This is a genomic window from Nonomuraea sp. NPDC003707 (assembly GCF_053587055.1).
Genome location: NZ_JBSFNK010000050.1, coordinates 1 through 14,079 on the forward strand (window position 1 = coordinate 1; position 14,079 = coordinate 14,079).

Below are 14,079 nucleotides of genomic sequence, written 5' to 3' on the forward strand. Positions count from 1 at the left end.
AACAGGAAGATGGCCACGAACGACAGGCCCATGGCGATCTCGTACGAGACCACCTGCGCCGCACTTCTGAGACCGCCCAGCAGCGCGTACGGCGAACGCGACGACCATCCGGCCAGCACCACGCCGTAGACCGACACCGCGCCCATGGCGAGCATGAACAGCACGGCCACCGGCAGGTCCACCATCTGCAGCGGCGTCTGCACGCCGAACAGGTTGACCATCGGCGCGAACGGCACGATCGAGAAGGCCAGGAACGCCGGGACCACCATGATGACCGGGGCCAGCAGGTAGAGCACCTTGTCCACGGTCCGCGGGAAGAGGTCCTCCTTCAGGCCCATCTTCAGGCCGTCGGCGACCGACTGCAGGAGGCCGAACTTGCCGGCCCGGTTGGGGCCGTACCGGTTCTGCATCCTGGAGATCAGCTTGCGCTCGAACCAGACGCCGAACAGGATGCCCAGCATCAGGAAGGCGAACAGCATCACGGCCTTGATGATGGTGATCCACAGCGGGTCCTTGCCGAAGTCGGCGAGGGTGGGATCGGCCGCGAGAACGTAGGTCATGAGGCGCTCCCGATGGTGACGATGTCGCCGGCCACCGCGTGCAGGTCACGGGTGACCGAGCAGCCGCCGGAGTTCGCAGGCACCCAGACGACCCGGTCCGGCAGGTCGGCGACGCGCACGGGCAGCGTGACGCTGTCGCCGACGACGAGCTTGTCGCCGTCCGCGACCCCGAGCTCGGCCGCCGTGCTCTCGGAGACCAGCGCCTCGGCGGCGCGGGCGGTGCCCGCCAGGTACGGCTCGCCGTCCTGCAGCCTGCCCTCGTCGAGCAGCAGGTGCCAGGTCGCCAGCAGCGCCTCACCGGCCGCCGGGGCGACCTGGGCGCGGGTGGCGGTGTGCGGGGCGGTGACGCGGCTGCCGCGCCAGGCGCCCAGGCCGGACAGCTCCCGCCTGGCGGCCTTGGCGTCCGGCAGGCCCAGGTGGACGTCCATCCGGTCGGCCAGGTTGCCGATCACGGCCAGGTCGCTCTGCAGGCCGGGCACCTTCAGCGGCGCCTCGAACGAGCGGCCCCTGCCCTCCCAGTTGACGAACGTGCCGCCCTTCTCCTGAACTGCGGCGACGGGCAGGACCACGTCGGCGCGGTCGGTGACGGCGCTGGCGCGGATCTCCAGGCTGACGATGAACGGCGTGTGCTCGAGCGCGTCGAGCGCCGCCGCCGGGTCGGCCAGGTCGTAGGGGTCGACGCCGGCCACGACCAGCGCGTCCAGCTCACCGGCGCGGGCGGCCTCCAGGATGCCGGTCGTGTCGCGGCCGGGGGTGGCGGGCAGCGAGGCCACGTTCCACGCCCTGGCGACCTCGGCCCTGGCGGTCTCGTCGTCGACCGGGCGGCCGATCGGCAGCAGGTTGGGCAGCGCGCCGGCCTCGACCGCGCCGCGCTCGCCCGCCCTGCGCGGCACCCAGGCGAGCCTGGCGCCGGAGGCGTTGGCGAGCCGCACCACGGCGGACAGGGCGCCGGGCACGGTGGCCAGGCGCTCGCCGGCGAACACGATCGTGCCCTCGGCCAGCGTGCCGACCAGGTCGCCGATCGCGTCGGCCTCGGTGCCGGGCGCGGTGCGGATGAGCGTGCCGCCCATCTTGACCAGGCCGGGCGAGGCGAACGGGGCGATCGAGGTGACCTTGAGGCCCTTCTTCTGCCACGCCTTGCGCAGGCGCAGGAAGACGATCGGCGACTCCTCCTCGGGCTCGAACCCGACGAGCAGCACGTGGGGGGCCTTCTCGAGGTCGGTGTAGCTGACCTCGATGCCCTTGCCGGCCACCGCGTGGGCCAGGAACTGCGCCTCCTCGGCGGAGTGCGGCCGGGCGCGGAAGTCGATGTCGTTGCCGCCCAGGGCCAGGCGGGCGAACTTGGCGTACGCGTACGAGTCCTCGACCGTGACCCGGCCGCCGACCAGCACGCCGGCCTTGCCGCGGGCCTTGGCCAGGCCCTCGGCGGCCACCGCCAGCGCCTCCGGCCACGAGGCGGGCACGAGCACGCCCTCCTCGTTGCGGACCAGCGGCGTCTTCAGCCGGTCGGGCTGCTGGGCGTAGGTGAAGGCCCAGCGGCCCTTGTCGCAGTTCCACTCCTCGTTGACCTGCGGGTCGTTGCCCGCCAGGCGGCGGGTGACCCGGCCGCGCCGGTGGTCGGTGCGCTGGGCGCAGCCGGCGGCGCAGTGCTCGCACGCGCTCGGCGTGGAGACCAGGTCGAACGGGCGGGCCCGGAACCGGTAGGCAGCGCCGGTCAGCGCGCCGACCGGGCAGATCTGCACCGTGTTGCCGGAGAAGTAGGAGTTGAACGGCTTGCCCTCGGCGGTGCGCACCTGCTCCTTGGCCCCGCGCTCGAAGAACTCGATGAGCGGGTCACCGGCGATCTGGTCGGAGAAGCGGATGCACCGGGCGCACTGGACGCAGCGCTCGCGGTCGAGCAGCACCTGCGTGGACAGCGGCAGCGGCTTGGGGAAGGTCCGCTTCTGCTCCTGGAACCGGGACTCGCCCTGGCCGTTGGACATGGCCTGGTTCTGCAGGGGGCACTCGCCGCCCTTGTCGCAGACCGGGCAGTCGAGCGGGTGGTTCATGAGCAGCAGCTCCATGGCCCCGCGCTGCGCCTTCTCGGCGACCGGCGAGGTGAGCTGCGTCTGCACGACCATGCCCTCGGCGACCTCGATCGCGCACGACGGCTGCGGCTTGGGGAAGCCGCGGCCGTTGCCCGCGTCGGGGATGTCGACCAGGCACTGGCGGCAGTTGGCCGCCGGGTCGAGCAGCGGGTGGTCGCAGAACCTGGGGATCTGGATGCCCAGGAGCTCGGCGGCCCTGATGATCAAGGTGCCCTTGGGCACGCTGACCTGGAACCCGTCGATGGTCAGGGTCACCAGGTTCGTCTCGGTCTCTACGACTGTCACTGCTCACCCCAGAGAGTGGACTTCTTCGGGTCGAACGGACAGCCGCCGATCTCGAAGTGCTTGAGGTACTCGTCGCGGAAGTACTTCACGGAGGAGTGGATCGGGCTGGTCGCGCCGTCGCCCAGGGCGCAGAACGAGCGGCCCAGGATGTTGTCCGCGATGTCGGTGATCGTGGTCAGGTCCTCTTCGGTGCCCTGGCCCTTCTCCAGGCGCTTGAGCACCTGCTTGAGCCAGTACGTGCCCTCGCGGCAGGGCGTGCACTTGCCGCAGGACTCGTGGGCGTAGAACTCGGTCCAGCGCAGCACCGTGCGGACCACGCAGGTGGTCTCGTCGAAGATCTGCAGGGCGCGGGTGCCGAGCATGGAGCCCTTGGCGCCGACCGCCTCGAAGTCGAGCGGCACGTCGAGGTGCTCGTCGGTGAAGATCGGCGTGGAGGAGCCGCCCGGGGTCCAGAACTTGATCTGGTGACCGGCCCTGATGCCGCCCGCCATGTCGAGGAGCTCGCGCAGCGTGATGCCGAGCGGCGCCTCGTACTGGCCGGGCCTGGTGACGTGGCCGCTCAGCGAGAAGATGCCGAAGCCCTTGGACTTCTCGGTGCCCATCCCGGCGAACCAGTCGGCGCCGTTGCCGATGATCGAGGGAACACTGGCGATCGACTCGACGTTGTTCACGACAGTCGGCGAGGCGTACAGGCCCGCCACGGCGGGGAACGGGGGCTTGAGTCGCGGTTGACCTCTGAAGCCCTCCAGCGAGTCGAGCAGCGCCGTCTCCTCGCCGCAGATGTACGCGCCGGCGCCGCTGTGCACGACCAGCTCGAGGTCGTAGCCGGAGCCGAGGATGTCGGTGCCGAGGTAGCCCTTCTCGTACGCCTCCCGCACGGCCGCGTGCAGCCGCCGGATCACGTGGAGCACCTCGCCGCGCACGTAGATGAAGGCGTGGTTGGCCCGGATCGCATAGGCCGTGATGATGATGCCCTCGACCAGCGAGTGCGGGTTGGCCATCATCAGCGGGATGTCCTTGCAGGTGCCCGGCTCCGACTCGTCGGCGTTGACGACGAGATAGTGCGGCTTGCCGTCGCCCTGCGGGATGAAGCCCCACTTCATGCCGGTGGGGAAGCCCGCGCCGCCACGGCCGCGCAGGCCCGAGTCCTTGACCGCCTGGATCACGGCGTCGGGGTCCATGGCCAGCGCCTTCTTCGCCGCCTCGTACTCGCCGTAGACGTCGATGGTGAAGGAGTTGGGCTGGTCCCAGTTCGCGGTCAGGACCGGTGTCAAAGTCGTGCTCATGCCTCGGGGGCCTTCCATCCGTTGGCCTTGGCGACCTTCAGGCCCTCCAGCGAGGCGCCGGCGGCCGACGGGCCGTCGCCCGCCAGGTCGTCGGGCAGGCCGGCGAGCACGCGCGAGGCGTCCTTGAAGCTGCAGAGCTTCTTCGGGCCGCGGGTCGGCCGCACGTCCTTGCCGTCACGCAGGTCGTCGACGAGCTGCTTGGCCGACTCGGGGGTCTGGTTGTCGAAGAACTCCCAGTTGACCATCATGACGGGGGCGAAGTCGCAGGCCGCGTTGCACTCGAGGCGCTCCAGCGAGATCTTGCCGTCTGCGGTCGTCTCCTCGTGGCCGACGCCGACGTGCTCGGACAGCTCGTCCCAGATCTGGTCGCCGCCCATGACCGCGCACAGCGCGTTGATGCACACGCCGACGTGGTAGTCGCCGGCGGGCTTGCGCTTGTACATCGTGTAGAAGGTCGCGACGCCGGTGACCTCGGCCTTGCTGACGCCCAGCATCTCCGCGCAGAACTCCTGCCCGTCGTCGGAGACGTAGCCGTCCTCCGACTGCACGAGGTGGAGCAGCGGCAGCAGTGCGGAGCGCGTCTTCGGGTAACGCCCGATGATCTCCTTGGCGTCTCGCTCCAGACGCTCCCGGATCTCCGGTGAGTAAGTCACCGGTCCACACCTCCCATGACGGGGTCGATAGAAGCCACCGCGGCGATCACGTCGGCGACCTGGCCGCCCTCTGCCATCGCGGGGAAACCCTGCAGGTTGCAGAAGGACGGCTCGCGGAAGTGCACGCGGTAGGGGCGGGTGCCGCCGTCGCTGACCACGTGGGCGCCGAGCTCGCCCTTGGGCGACTCGATGCTGGCGTACGCCTGCCCGGCCGGCACCCGGAAGCCCTCGGTCACCAGCTTGAAGTGGTGGATGAGCGCTTCCATCGAGGAGCCCATGATGTGGGCGATGTGGTCGGGCGAGTTGCCGAACCCGTCGGGGCCGAGCGCGAGCTGCGCGGGCCAGCCGATCTTCTTGTCCTCGATCATCACCGGGTCGCCCTTGAGCGGGCCGGCGATGCGGTCGAGCGCCTGCTCAATGATCTTGAGGGACTCTTCCATCTCCTTCATGCGCACGAGGTAGCGCGAGTAGACGTCACAGCCACGCTCGGTGGCGACGTCGAACTCGTACGTCTCGTAGCCGCAGTAGGGCTGCGACTTGCGCAGGTCCCACGGGAGCCCGGCGGCGCGCATGATCGGGCCGGTGATGCCCAGGGCCATGCAGCCGGTCAGGTCGAGGTAGGCCACGTCCTTGGTGCGGCGCACGTAGACCGGGTTGGCGTCGAGGAGCTTGCGGATGTCCTTGATCCGCTTGGGCATCTCCTTGAGGAACTCACCGACCTTGTCGACCGCGCCCGCGGGCAGGTCGACGCTCACGCCGCCCGGCCTGATGTAGGCGTGGTTCATGCGCAGACCGGTGATGTACTCGAAGAGATCCATGATCATCTCGCGGTCGCGATAGCCGAAGAGGAACGGCGTGGTCGCGCCCAGCTCCATGCCGAACGTGCCCATCGCGACCAGGTGCGAGGAGATCCGGTTGAGCTCCATCATCATCACGCGGATGGCCTGCGCCCGGTCCGGGATGCGGTCCTCGATGCCGAGCAGCTTCTCCACGCCCAGGCAGTAGGCGGTCTCGTTGAAGATCGGCGAGAGGTAGTCCATGCGGGTCACGAACGTGGTCCCCTGGGTCCACGTCCGGTATTCCATGTTCTTCTCGATACCGGTGTGCAGGTAGCCGATGACGCTGCGCGCCTCGGTCACCGTCTCGCCGTCGAGGGTCAGGACCAGGCGGAGCACGCCGTGCGTGGACGGGTGCTGCGGGCCCATGTTGACGACCAGGCGCTCTTCTTCGGTGTCGCGCGCCCCGGTGACGACCTCGTCCCAGTCGCCGCCGTTGACCGAATAGACCTTGCCCTCGGTCGCCTCGTCATAAGCGGTGCTCACGAGTAGCTCCTCCTCTGGTCGGGCGCGGGGATGGTGGCGCCGCGGTATTCGACCGGGATGCCGCCGAGCGGGTAGTCCTTGCGCTGAGGGTGGCCGTCCCAGTCGTCCGGCATCATGATCCGGGTGAGCGCGGGGTGACCGTCGAAAATGATCCCGAAGAAGTCGTACGCCTCACGCTCATGCCAGTCGTGACCAGGGTAAACGCCCACGGTCGATGGAATGTGCGGGTCGGAGTCGGGAGCGCTGGCCTCGACGCGTACGCGGCGGTTGTAGGTGATCGAGCACAGGTGGATGACCGCGTGCAGCTCCTCGCCCGTCAGGTGCGGGTAGTGCACGCCGGTGACGCCCAGCGAGAGCTCGAAGCGCAGGGCCGGGTCGTCGCGCAGCTTCTGGCAGACCTCGACCAGCCGGTCCCGCTTGACGTGCAGGGTCAGCTCGCCGCGGTCGACGACCACGCGCTCGATGGCGTCGTCGAGCGCCAGGCCGTCCACGACCTCGTCGAAGTAGCCGCCGTACGGGCGGGGCGTCGACAGCTGCGGCGCACGGCGCACGACGAGGCCACCGTAGCCGGAGGTGTCACCGGAGTCCTGGGCGCCGAACATGCCGTGCCGGGCGATGGGCGCCTCGGGGATGGCGGGAACCGCGGCCTCGGGGGTCTCACCGCTTTCCGGGCTACCGGGGAGGTTGTCGGGCGAGGTCACTTCGAGGCTCCCTGGTCGATCAGCGGCAGCGGCCGCAGCGCCTGCAGCTCGAGCTCCTCGATCTGCTTGGCGCGGTGGGCGCCGAACTTCGTGTTCTGGATCTTGTCGTGCAGCTTCACGATCGCGTCGATCAGCATCTCGGGCCGCGGCGGGCAGCCCGGCAGGTAGATGTCGACGGGCACGACGTGGTCGACGCCCTGCACGATCGCGTAGTTGTTGAACATGCCGCCGCTGGAGGCGCACACGCCCATGGAGATGACCCACTTCGGCTCGGCCATCTGGTCGTAGATCTGCCGCAGCACGGGCGCCATCTTCTGCGAGACGCGGCCGGCGACGATCATGAGGTCGGCCTGGCGAGGAGACGCCGAAGCGCGCTCCATGCCGAAGCGCGCCAGGTCGTAGTGGGGGCCGCCGGTGGCCATCAGCTCGATGGCACAGCAGGCGAGGCCGAATGTGGCGGGCCACACGGAGTTCTTGCGCGCCCATCCGGCGGCCGCCTCGACCGTGCTGAGGATGAACCCGCTGGGGAGTTTCTCTTCAAGTCCCATTTTCAGTCCCAGTCCAGACCCTTGCGGCGCCACACGTACGCATAGGCGACGAGCACGGTGACGATGAACAGCACCATCTCCACGAGCGCGAACAGCCCCAGACCGGAGCTGAGCACCTGGCCGGCGTCGTTCGTCTGCGGCGCGAACGAGACCGCCCATGGGTAGAGGAAGATGATCTCGATGTCGAACACGATGAAGAGCATCGCGGTGACCATGTACTTGAGCGGGAACCGTCCGCCACCGACGGGCTGGGGCGTCGGCTCGATGCCGCATTCATAGGCGTCAAGCTTGGCGCGGTTCCAGCGCTTGGGGCCGGTGAAGGGAGCGATGGCGACCGAGAAGATCGCGAAGCCCCCCGCGAGAACGGCGAGCACCAGGATGGGCACGTAAAGGTCCATCGCTACGCCTCCTCCGGAGTCGCCGCGCGCGCGGGCGCGCAGCCGGATCTGTCAGTTCTGAGATTCATGCTGGTGGGGCGACCTTCGAGAGAGCGTTAATGATCATGTCTGACGCATCGCCTCGCCGGTCGGTGAGATTACCAAGGAGTTTGATGGCGAAGCGCATCAGCCTCGGGTGAGGGAGACCGTGCCTGGTGCCGAAGCTCATCACGCCCGGCTTTCCGATGAGCTCGACGAACAGCCTGCCCAGGGTGAAGTATCCGCCGTAGGCGTCCTTCAGCACTTGAGGATAGGTCCTCAGAGCGCGTTCCCGGTCCGCGGGGGTGGTGCCCCTGAGGGCCTTGGCGATGACCTCCGCCGCGATCTCACCGGTTTCCATGGCGTAGGCGATGCCCTCGCCGTTGAACGGGTTGATCGACCCGCCCGAGTCGCCCACGAGCACCAGGCCGCGCGTGTAGTGCGGCTGCCGGTTGAAGGCCATGGGGAGCGCGGCGCCGCGGATGGGGGCCGTCATGTTCTCCTCGGTGAACTCCCACTCGGGAGGCATGGCCTTGCACCAGGTCCGCAGCAGGTCCCGGTAGTCGATGTTCTTGAACTGCGCGCTGGTGTTGAGCAGCCCGAGGCCCACGTTGGCGGTGCCGTCGCCGACGCCGAAGATCCAGCCGTAGCCGGGCAGCAGCTTCTCCTGCGCCCACAGCTCCAGCCAGATCTCGAGGTAGTCGTCGTCGTGGCGCGGGCTCTCGAAGTACGTCCGCACCGCCACGCCCATCGGACGGTCCTCGCGCTTGTGCAGCCCCATCCCCAGGGCCAGCCGGGTGCTGTTGCCGTCGGCGGCCACCACCACGCGGCTGCGGTACTCGCGGCCGTCCTTGGTCGTCACGCCGACGATGTGGCCGCTGCGGTCGTCGAGGACGGGCCCCGTGACGGTCACGCCCTCCATCAGGCGCACGCCGTTCTTGACCGCGTTGGCGGCGACGATCTGGTCGAAGTCCTGGCGGGTGCGTACGAGGCCGAAGTCCGGAAAGCGCTCGAGCTGGGGCCAGTCGAGGTCGAAGCGGAGGCCGCCGCCGACGACGCGCAGCCCCTTGTTCCTCACCCAGCCGGGAGCGTCGACGTCGACGTCCATGTTGAGCAGCTGCTTGACCGCCCGCGGCGTCAGGCCGTCGCCGCAGACCTTCTCGCGGGGGAACCTGGTCTTCTCCAGGAGCAGCACGTCGAGTCCGGCCTGAGCGAGGTACCAGGCGGTCGCGGAACCGGCGGGACCCGCGCCGACGACGATGACGTCAGCGTCAACTGTGCTCATGGTCGCGCCCGCTTCGCCACTCGTTGGCTCCTTCGTCGCTCTCTCGCGACGAGCTCCTGCGCTCGGGGCTCATGGTCGCGCCCGCTTCGCCACTCGTTGGCTCCTTCGTCGCTCTCTCGCGACGAGCTCCTGCGCTCGGCGGGTGGCTGTTGGCACGATCACTGGACTGTCCTGTCCTACACGCTCGAAGGCCTCGGGGGTGGTGTGCTGCCTTCGTTCCTTTGTGAACCCCTTCACAAACTTGTCGGCCCGCAGTCTACTGCTTTTCCAGTACATAGTGGCAGTCGGGGTGCTGTTCTGTGATCCAAGAGGAACGGTGTGTCGCGTGTGGTCTCACGCCGCCTTGAACCCTCTGTGCAGGGCGACGATGCCCATCGTGAGATTGCGCCAGGCGACCCGCTCCCAGCCGGCGTCCTGAATGGTCCGGGCCAGTGTGCGCTGGTCGGGCCAATCCCGGATCGACTCAGCCAGATATTCATAGGAATCGTCATTCGAGCCGAACACCTTGGCCACTTTTGGCAGCAGCTTCATCAGATATTCGCGGTAGACGAGATCGAAGGGCTCGAACGTCACGTGGGAGAACTCCAAGATCACCAGTCGGCCGCCCGGCCTGGTGACGCGCAGCATCTCCCGCAGCGCCTGCCGGGTGTCGTGCACGTTGCGCAGCGCCACCGAGATCGTCACCGCGTCGAACGCGTCGTCGGCGAACGGCAGGCGCAGCGCGTCGCCCGCGATGAAGGGCACCCCCTCACCCGACAGCGCGTTGCCGCCGTGGCGGCGCACGCCGGTGCGGAGCATGCCCAGCGAGAAGTCGGACGCGATGGCCCGCGCGCCCAGCGTGGTGAACGCGTCGGTGGACGTGCCGGTGCCGGCGCCCAGGTCGAGCACGAGCTCCCCGGGGCCCGCGTCGATGGCCGCGGCCACCGCCTTGCGCCACATCCTGACCTGCCCGAGGGAGATCACGTCATTGACCAGGTCGTAGCGCCGGGCGGTGCGATCGAACATCGCGGCGACCTCGTCCGGCTGTTTGTCCAACTGAGCGCGCGTCATAGGCCAAGACTATGGGAGGCCCTCCAGGCCCGTTCCCAGGGCCGTGAACACGACATTCAACGGAAAGTAGCCATGAGACTACTGAACGTCTGCTAAAACTTGGCGAATGCTTGCCCGTGTCGCCCTTGCGGCGATCATCGCCTCGGCTCCCACGGCGCATTTCGGCGTCGTCTCGGCCGACCCGGTAGACAACACCCCGCACGTGCTCGACGGCATCGTCAACGCGATCACGGTCGTCGGCGACACCGTCGTGGTCGGCGGCTCGTTCAGCGAGGTGAGCGACGCCGCCCGCACCACCGCCTACCCGCGCTCCAACCTCTTCGCCTACAACCTGACCACGGGCCGCGTCCTGCCGGGCTTCGCGCCGATCGTCCCCGGCCCCGTGTACGGCCTGGCCGCCGGCGACCAGGGCACCGTCTACGTCGGCGGCGAGTTCATCGGCGTCAACGACTCGCCCGCCAGGTCGCTGGCCAGGCTCAAGCTCTCCGACGGCACGCTGGTGACCGGCTTCGCGCCACACATCGGCGGCGGCATGGTCTCCACGCTGGCCAGGCAGGGCTCGAAGCTCTATGTGGGCGGCGACTTCACCAGCCCGCGCACCGCGCTGGCCAGGATCGACGTGACGACCGGCGCGGCCGACCCGGCGTTCGGCATCACGCCCGGCGGATCGCTCACGCCCAGGGTGAAGGTCTACGCGATCGCCGCCACCCGCTACCGGCTCGCCGTGGACGGCTCGTTCACCACGCTCGCCGGCCGGTCCAGGCCGCAGCTCGGGCTCATCGACATCAGCGGCCCCACCGCCAGGCTCGCGCCCTGGCGGACGGAGGCGTACGCGCGCCCGTGCATGAGCGAGTTCCCCTCGTACGTGCGCGGCCTGGACTTCTCACCCGACGGCCACTATTTCGCGGTCGTCACCACCGGCGGCCCCAAGGGCGGGATGTGCGACACGGCCGCCAGGTTCGAGACGTACTCCAAGGGCTCCACCATCAGGCCGACCTGGGTGAACGCCACCGGAGGCGACTCGCTCTACGCGGTTTCCGTGACGGGCGCGGCGGTCTACGTCGGCGGGCATCAGCGCTGGCTGAACAATCCGCAGGGGCGTGACTCCGCCGGCCCCGGAGCAGTCTCACGCCCGGGGATCAGCGCCATTCATCCGACTACGGGAATGGCCCTCAGTTGGAATCCCACACGGGAGCGCGGCATCGGTGTGAAGGCGTTTTACGCGCATCGCAGTGGACTACTTGTCGGTAGCGACACAACCAGACTCGGACGGGAGTACCATGCCCGGATTGGCATGTTCCCCCTGCCCTAGTCGTCTTGCGGCTTCGGCCGGTCGATCTTGTTGCTGATGCGTTCGCTCACGGCATCACGCTGCTTGCTGAGCAGGACGTAGCTCGCTATGCCGCTGATCAAGAAAGACACCAGGATCAGCACGAACGGGTTTTGCAGGCCGAGCAGCCACAGCACTCCGAGGGTGACCGCAAAGATGCCGATGCGCGACAGTGTGTAAACGAGAACAGGAGGCACAGGTTCGAGGTTACTCGGACCCGTGGACCGGTCGCTCTTCGCATCGAACGCGAGCGATGCTACTGTTCCCAGTCAGGGAGTTTCGTAAAGAAACACCCACGAGAGCCCCAAAGAGGCTCTATCATATAACAATCGGGCAGTCAGCTGATAACAACCCGTGATCTTTGCAGAAAACCACGGATAAATCAGGCTTCGCTCGACACACTGGTTACCTGTCCGCCCGCTGGCAGGAAGCGGGATGCGAGGGGGAGAGATTGGTGGAGAGTAGCAGCGAGCGTCTGCTGACCCCAGGAGAGGTTGCCGCCCTCTTCCGGGTAGACCCAAAGACGGTTACACGCTGGGCTGCGGCAGGCCGCATCAGCAGTATCCGCACCCCCGGAGGGCATCGGCGGTTCCGCGAGTCGGAAGTGCACGCCCTTCTACGTGGCGAGGATGTTTTGACGGCCGACAGGCCGGCAGGTGAGTCCCCGCGCGTCTGACCGTGCAGACGGTGATCCTGCGACGGCAGGATCACCGCCGGCGCGCCCCACTGTTCGCGTGCTTTCGGCCACACTTCCGTCCGGCAGCATGAGGCGGCGCCAACCGCCGACCGTGGTTGGCGCCTGTCTGGTCGCCTCAGGCGTCCTCCTGCCGCGCCTTGAAGGCCAGGAACTCACGCTCCAGTTCGTCGTTCTCCTTCTCCCACTCGTTGCGGCGCTCGGCCAGCTCCTCCTCTGTCAGCGCCTCCGGCAACAACTGGTCGTAGTCCGGATCACCGGGCAGCACCTCGACGTACGCGTTCCCGATCAGACGCCCGTCTTCGCTGGTCAGGCTCTGCGGCACGCGCAGGGTCCCGTCCGCGAGCCGGATGACGTACATGTCCGATCACCTAGATTCCGTAGCGCCGGTTGAAGAAGAGCATGATGTCCAGCGCCATCCGCGTGTCTCCCCCGAGCATGTCCACGAGGGCCGGACGCTGGCGGGAGGCGATGGCGGCGAAGGCATCGGCGAAGAACTCCTTACGGCCGAGCCCTCCGCCCTGGCGGTGGAACGTCGAGGCCAGCAGCGGCATGGCCGTGTCGTAGAGGCGGACGAACTCAGGGGAGTCGGAGACCCAGCCGCCGTACGCCGAGTCGATGTCGTCGATGGCATGGCCGACCTCATGCATCATAACGTCCGGGGTCGGTGACGGGCGGTCACCCACGACGATCTTGCGGTCGCCGTACGCGCCCGCGCAGATGTCCCAGGTGGCGCGGCCCGACGGGAGCGGGGCGCCGCGTAAGTAGCCCATGTCGTCGAGGTCCGGGACGCCGCCGCGGCCGACGTAGATGCCCTCCAGCCCGGCCGCGAGCTTCTCCTTCAGCCGCTCCGGCAGGCGGGCGAGGCTCTCCACGGCGCGTACGACGTCCGCCGACGGCGGTCCCTGCCTGGCGTCCCACTGGCGGTGCAGGATGGACTCCAGCTTGCCGCAGTGGCGCAGGCCGTCGCCCATGGACGGGATGCCGGGCCGGTTGGGCTGGGCCCTGGGCTGGTCGTCGAGCTCGAAGTCGTACCAGGTGTAGCGGGGGCGTTCGACCACGGCGGCCGGCAGTCGCTCGCCGCGCTCGCGCAACGAGAACCCGTCCCAGCTCGTCTCGGAGGGCCGTCGTACCTCGTCGCCCGGCCACGCCATCCGCTCACCCCGCTCATTACCCGGCCATCTCGAACCATCGCGCTCTCCGGGTCGCTCAGGCTGGCCTCTGGGCACGTCGGGCCCCCGCCCGCGCTTCTTGCGTGCCTTGGCGTCCGCGCGGCTCTCAAAGGGCTTCTCACGGGCGTTGAACCAGACGGAACGGTCCGCGTCGGGGGGCGCCTCGCCGCGCCGCGAGAAGAGGTACGATCCGCGCCGCCACCAACGGCCGCGCCGATGCCGACCCTTGTCACCAGACGCCTTGGAGTCAGAAAAGGCCATCGCACCTCTCAACGCCCGTGGAGTCCGGCGACTTCGCCGCATCGGCCTCCACGGTACGACGCATGTCTTCCCCTAGTCACCTGAAACGGGACATCGGGAAGCACGATCACGTCGCGGATGGCTTACAGTTCAGGAATGGCAGGTGTACTGATCGGCCTGGCGCTGCTGGTCTTCTGGCTCTTCTCGCTGTTCGACGTGGTCACCGCACCGGAAGATGAGGTTCGGAACGTACCAAAAGCCCTGTGGATCCTGATCGTCGTCCTGATCCCGGTGCTCGGCGGTCTGGTCTGGATGGCGCGCGGCCGCCCGCGGGCCCCGCGCGCCGCGTGGCCGGTGCCCCCTGGTCCGGGCATGCCCAAGGGGCCGGACGACGACCCCGACTTCCTGCGTGACCTCGACCGCCGCATGCGTGGCGACGACGTCTGAGCC

General features: G+C 68.6%; 16 protein-coding genes. 3 read left to right on the top strand and 13 right to left on the bottom strand.

The window, feature by feature from the left end; translation table 11 throughout:
* The 10 genes from ACWDRB_RS59905 to ACWDRB_RS59950 all read right to left on the bottom strand — a co-directional run.
* Window positions 1–560, bottom strand: a 560-nt coding sequence (locus ACWDRB_RS59905; protein WP_449910598.1) for a complex I subunit 1/NuoH family protein, incomplete at its 3' end; no start/stop codon positions are given.
* Complete coding sequence (locus ACWDRB_RS59910; RefSeq protein WP_350739847.1) at window positions 557–2,932, bottom strand: NADH-quinone oxidoreductase subunit G; 2,376 nt, start codon at window positions 2,930–2,932, stop codon at window positions 557–559. The genes ACWDRB_RS59910 and ACWDRB_RS59905, both read right to left, overlap by 4 nt.
* The gene (nuoF, locus tag ACWDRB_RS59915) at window positions 2,929–4,218 is read right to left on the bottom strand and encodes an NADH-quinone oxidoreductase subunit NuoF (RefSeq protein WP_350739844.1); all 1,290 of its coding nucleotides are present in this window, start codon (window positions 4,216–4,218) and stop codon (window positions 2,929–2,931) included. The genes ACWDRB_RS59910 and nuoF overlap by 4 nt, the downstream gene beginning before the upstream one ends.
* Window positions 4,215–4,871: an NADH-quinone oxidoreductase subunit NuoE gene (gene nuoE, locus ACWDRB_RS59920; protein ID WP_350739842.1), complete on the bottom strand. Its 657-nt coding sequence runs from the start codon at window positions 4,869–4,871 to the stop codon at window positions 4,215–4,217. Before nuoE ends, nuoF begins: the two co-directional genes overlap by 4 nt.
* The gene (locus tag ACWDRB_RS59925) at window positions 4,868–6,193 is read right to left on the bottom strand and encodes an NADH-quinone oxidoreductase subunit D (protein WP_350739839.1); all 1,326 of its coding nucleotides are present in this window, start codon (window positions 6,191–6,193) and stop codon (window positions 4,868–4,870) included. Before ACWDRB_RS59925 ends, nuoE begins: the two co-directional genes overlap by 4 nt.
* Window positions 6,190–6,894, bottom strand: coding sequence for an NADH-quinone oxidoreductase subunit C (locus tag ACWDRB_RS59930; protein ID WP_449910601.1), 705 nt, complete (start codon window positions 6,892–6,894; stop codon window positions 6,190–6,192). Before ACWDRB_RS59930 ends, ACWDRB_RS59925 begins: the two co-directional genes overlap by 4 nt.
* Complete coding sequence (locus ACWDRB_RS59935) at window positions 6,891–7,442, bottom strand: NuoB/complex I 20 kDa subunit family protein (RefSeq protein ID WP_355210274.1); 552 nt, start codon at window positions 7,440–7,442, stop codon at window positions 6,891–6,893. The genes ACWDRB_RS59930 and ACWDRB_RS59935 overlap by 4 nt, the downstream gene beginning before the upstream one ends.
* A gap of 2 nt (window positions 7,443–7,444) precedes the next feature.
* Window positions 7,445–7,840 (bottom strand): NADH-quinone oxidoreductase subunit A, encoded by a 396-nt coding sequence (locus tag ACWDRB_RS59940; RefSeq protein WP_185069986.1) that lies wholly within the window; start codon window positions 7,838–7,840, stop codon window positions 7,445–7,447.
* A gap of 64 nt (window positions 7,841–7,904) precedes the next feature.
* A complete protein-coding gene (locus tag ACWDRB_RS59945; protein WP_355210271.1) occupies window positions 7,905–9,143 on the bottom strand; it encodes a geranylgeranyl reductase family protein in 1,239 nt (412 codons plus the stop codon).
* 333 nt (window positions 9,144–9,476) lie between these two features.
* Window positions 9,477–10,193 carry a demethylmenaquinone methyltransferase gene (locus ACWDRB_RS59950; protein WP_363976734.1) on the bottom strand — a complete coding sequence of 239 codons (717 nt, stop codon included), beginning with the start codon at window positions 10,191–10,193 and terminating at the stop codon, window positions 9,477–9,479.
* Between the two features lie 106 nt (window positions 10,194–10,299).
* On the opposite strand from ACWDRB_RS59950, the gene ACWDRB_RS59955 reads away from it, so the two are divergent.
* Window positions 10,300–11,505 carry a hypothetical protein gene (locus ACWDRB_RS59955; RefSeq protein ID WP_449910604.1) on the top strand — a complete coding sequence of 402 codons (1,206 nt, stop codon included), beginning with the start codon at window positions 10,300–10,302 and terminating at the stop codon, window positions 11,503–11,505.
* Here ACWDRB_RS59955 and ACWDRB_RS59960 read toward each other — a convergent pair.
* On the bottom strand, window positions 11,502–11,720 hold the full coding sequence (locus tag ACWDRB_RS59960) for a DUF4229 domain-containing protein (protein WP_350739829.1): 219 nt from the start codon (window positions 11,718–11,720) through the stop codon (window positions 11,502–11,504). The two genes, ACWDRB_RS59955 and ACWDRB_RS59960, sit on opposite strands and share 4 nt — an antisense overlap.
* A 257-nt stretch (window positions 11,721–11,977) precedes the next feature.
* Between ACWDRB_RS59960 and ACWDRB_RS59965 the strand changes: the two genes are divergently transcribed.
* On the top strand, window positions 11,978–12,199 hold the full coding sequence (locus ACWDRB_RS59965) for a BldC family transcriptional regulator (RefSeq protein ID WP_026214226.1): 222 nt from the start codon (window positions 11,978–11,980) through the stop codon (window positions 12,197–12,199).
* Window positions 12,200–12,335: 136 nt separating this feature from the next.
* Here the strand turns inward: ACWDRB_RS59965 and ACWDRB_RS59970 are convergent, their stop codons facing one another.
* A complete protein-coding gene (locus ACWDRB_RS59970; protein ID WP_350739826.1) occupies window positions 12,336–12,578 on the bottom strand; it encodes a hypothetical protein in 243 nt (80 codons plus the stop codon).
* Between the two features lie 10 nt (window positions 12,579–12,588).
* Window positions 12,589–13,371 (bottom strand): hypothetical protein, encoded by a 783-nt coding sequence (locus tag ACWDRB_RS59975; protein WP_225963881.1) that lies wholly within the window; start codon window positions 13,369–13,371, stop codon window positions 12,589–12,591.
* A gap of 414 nt (window positions 13,372–13,785) precedes the next feature.
* Here ACWDRB_RS59975 and ACWDRB_RS59980 point away from each other — a divergent pair, with 414 nt between their 5' ends.
* Window positions 13,786–14,076, top strand: coding sequence for a PLD nuclease N-terminal domain-containing protein (locus ACWDRB_RS59980; protein ID WP_185069979.1), 291 nt, complete (start codon window positions 13,786–13,788; stop codon window positions 14,074–14,076).
* Window positions 14,077–14,079: the final 3 nt, after the last annotated feature.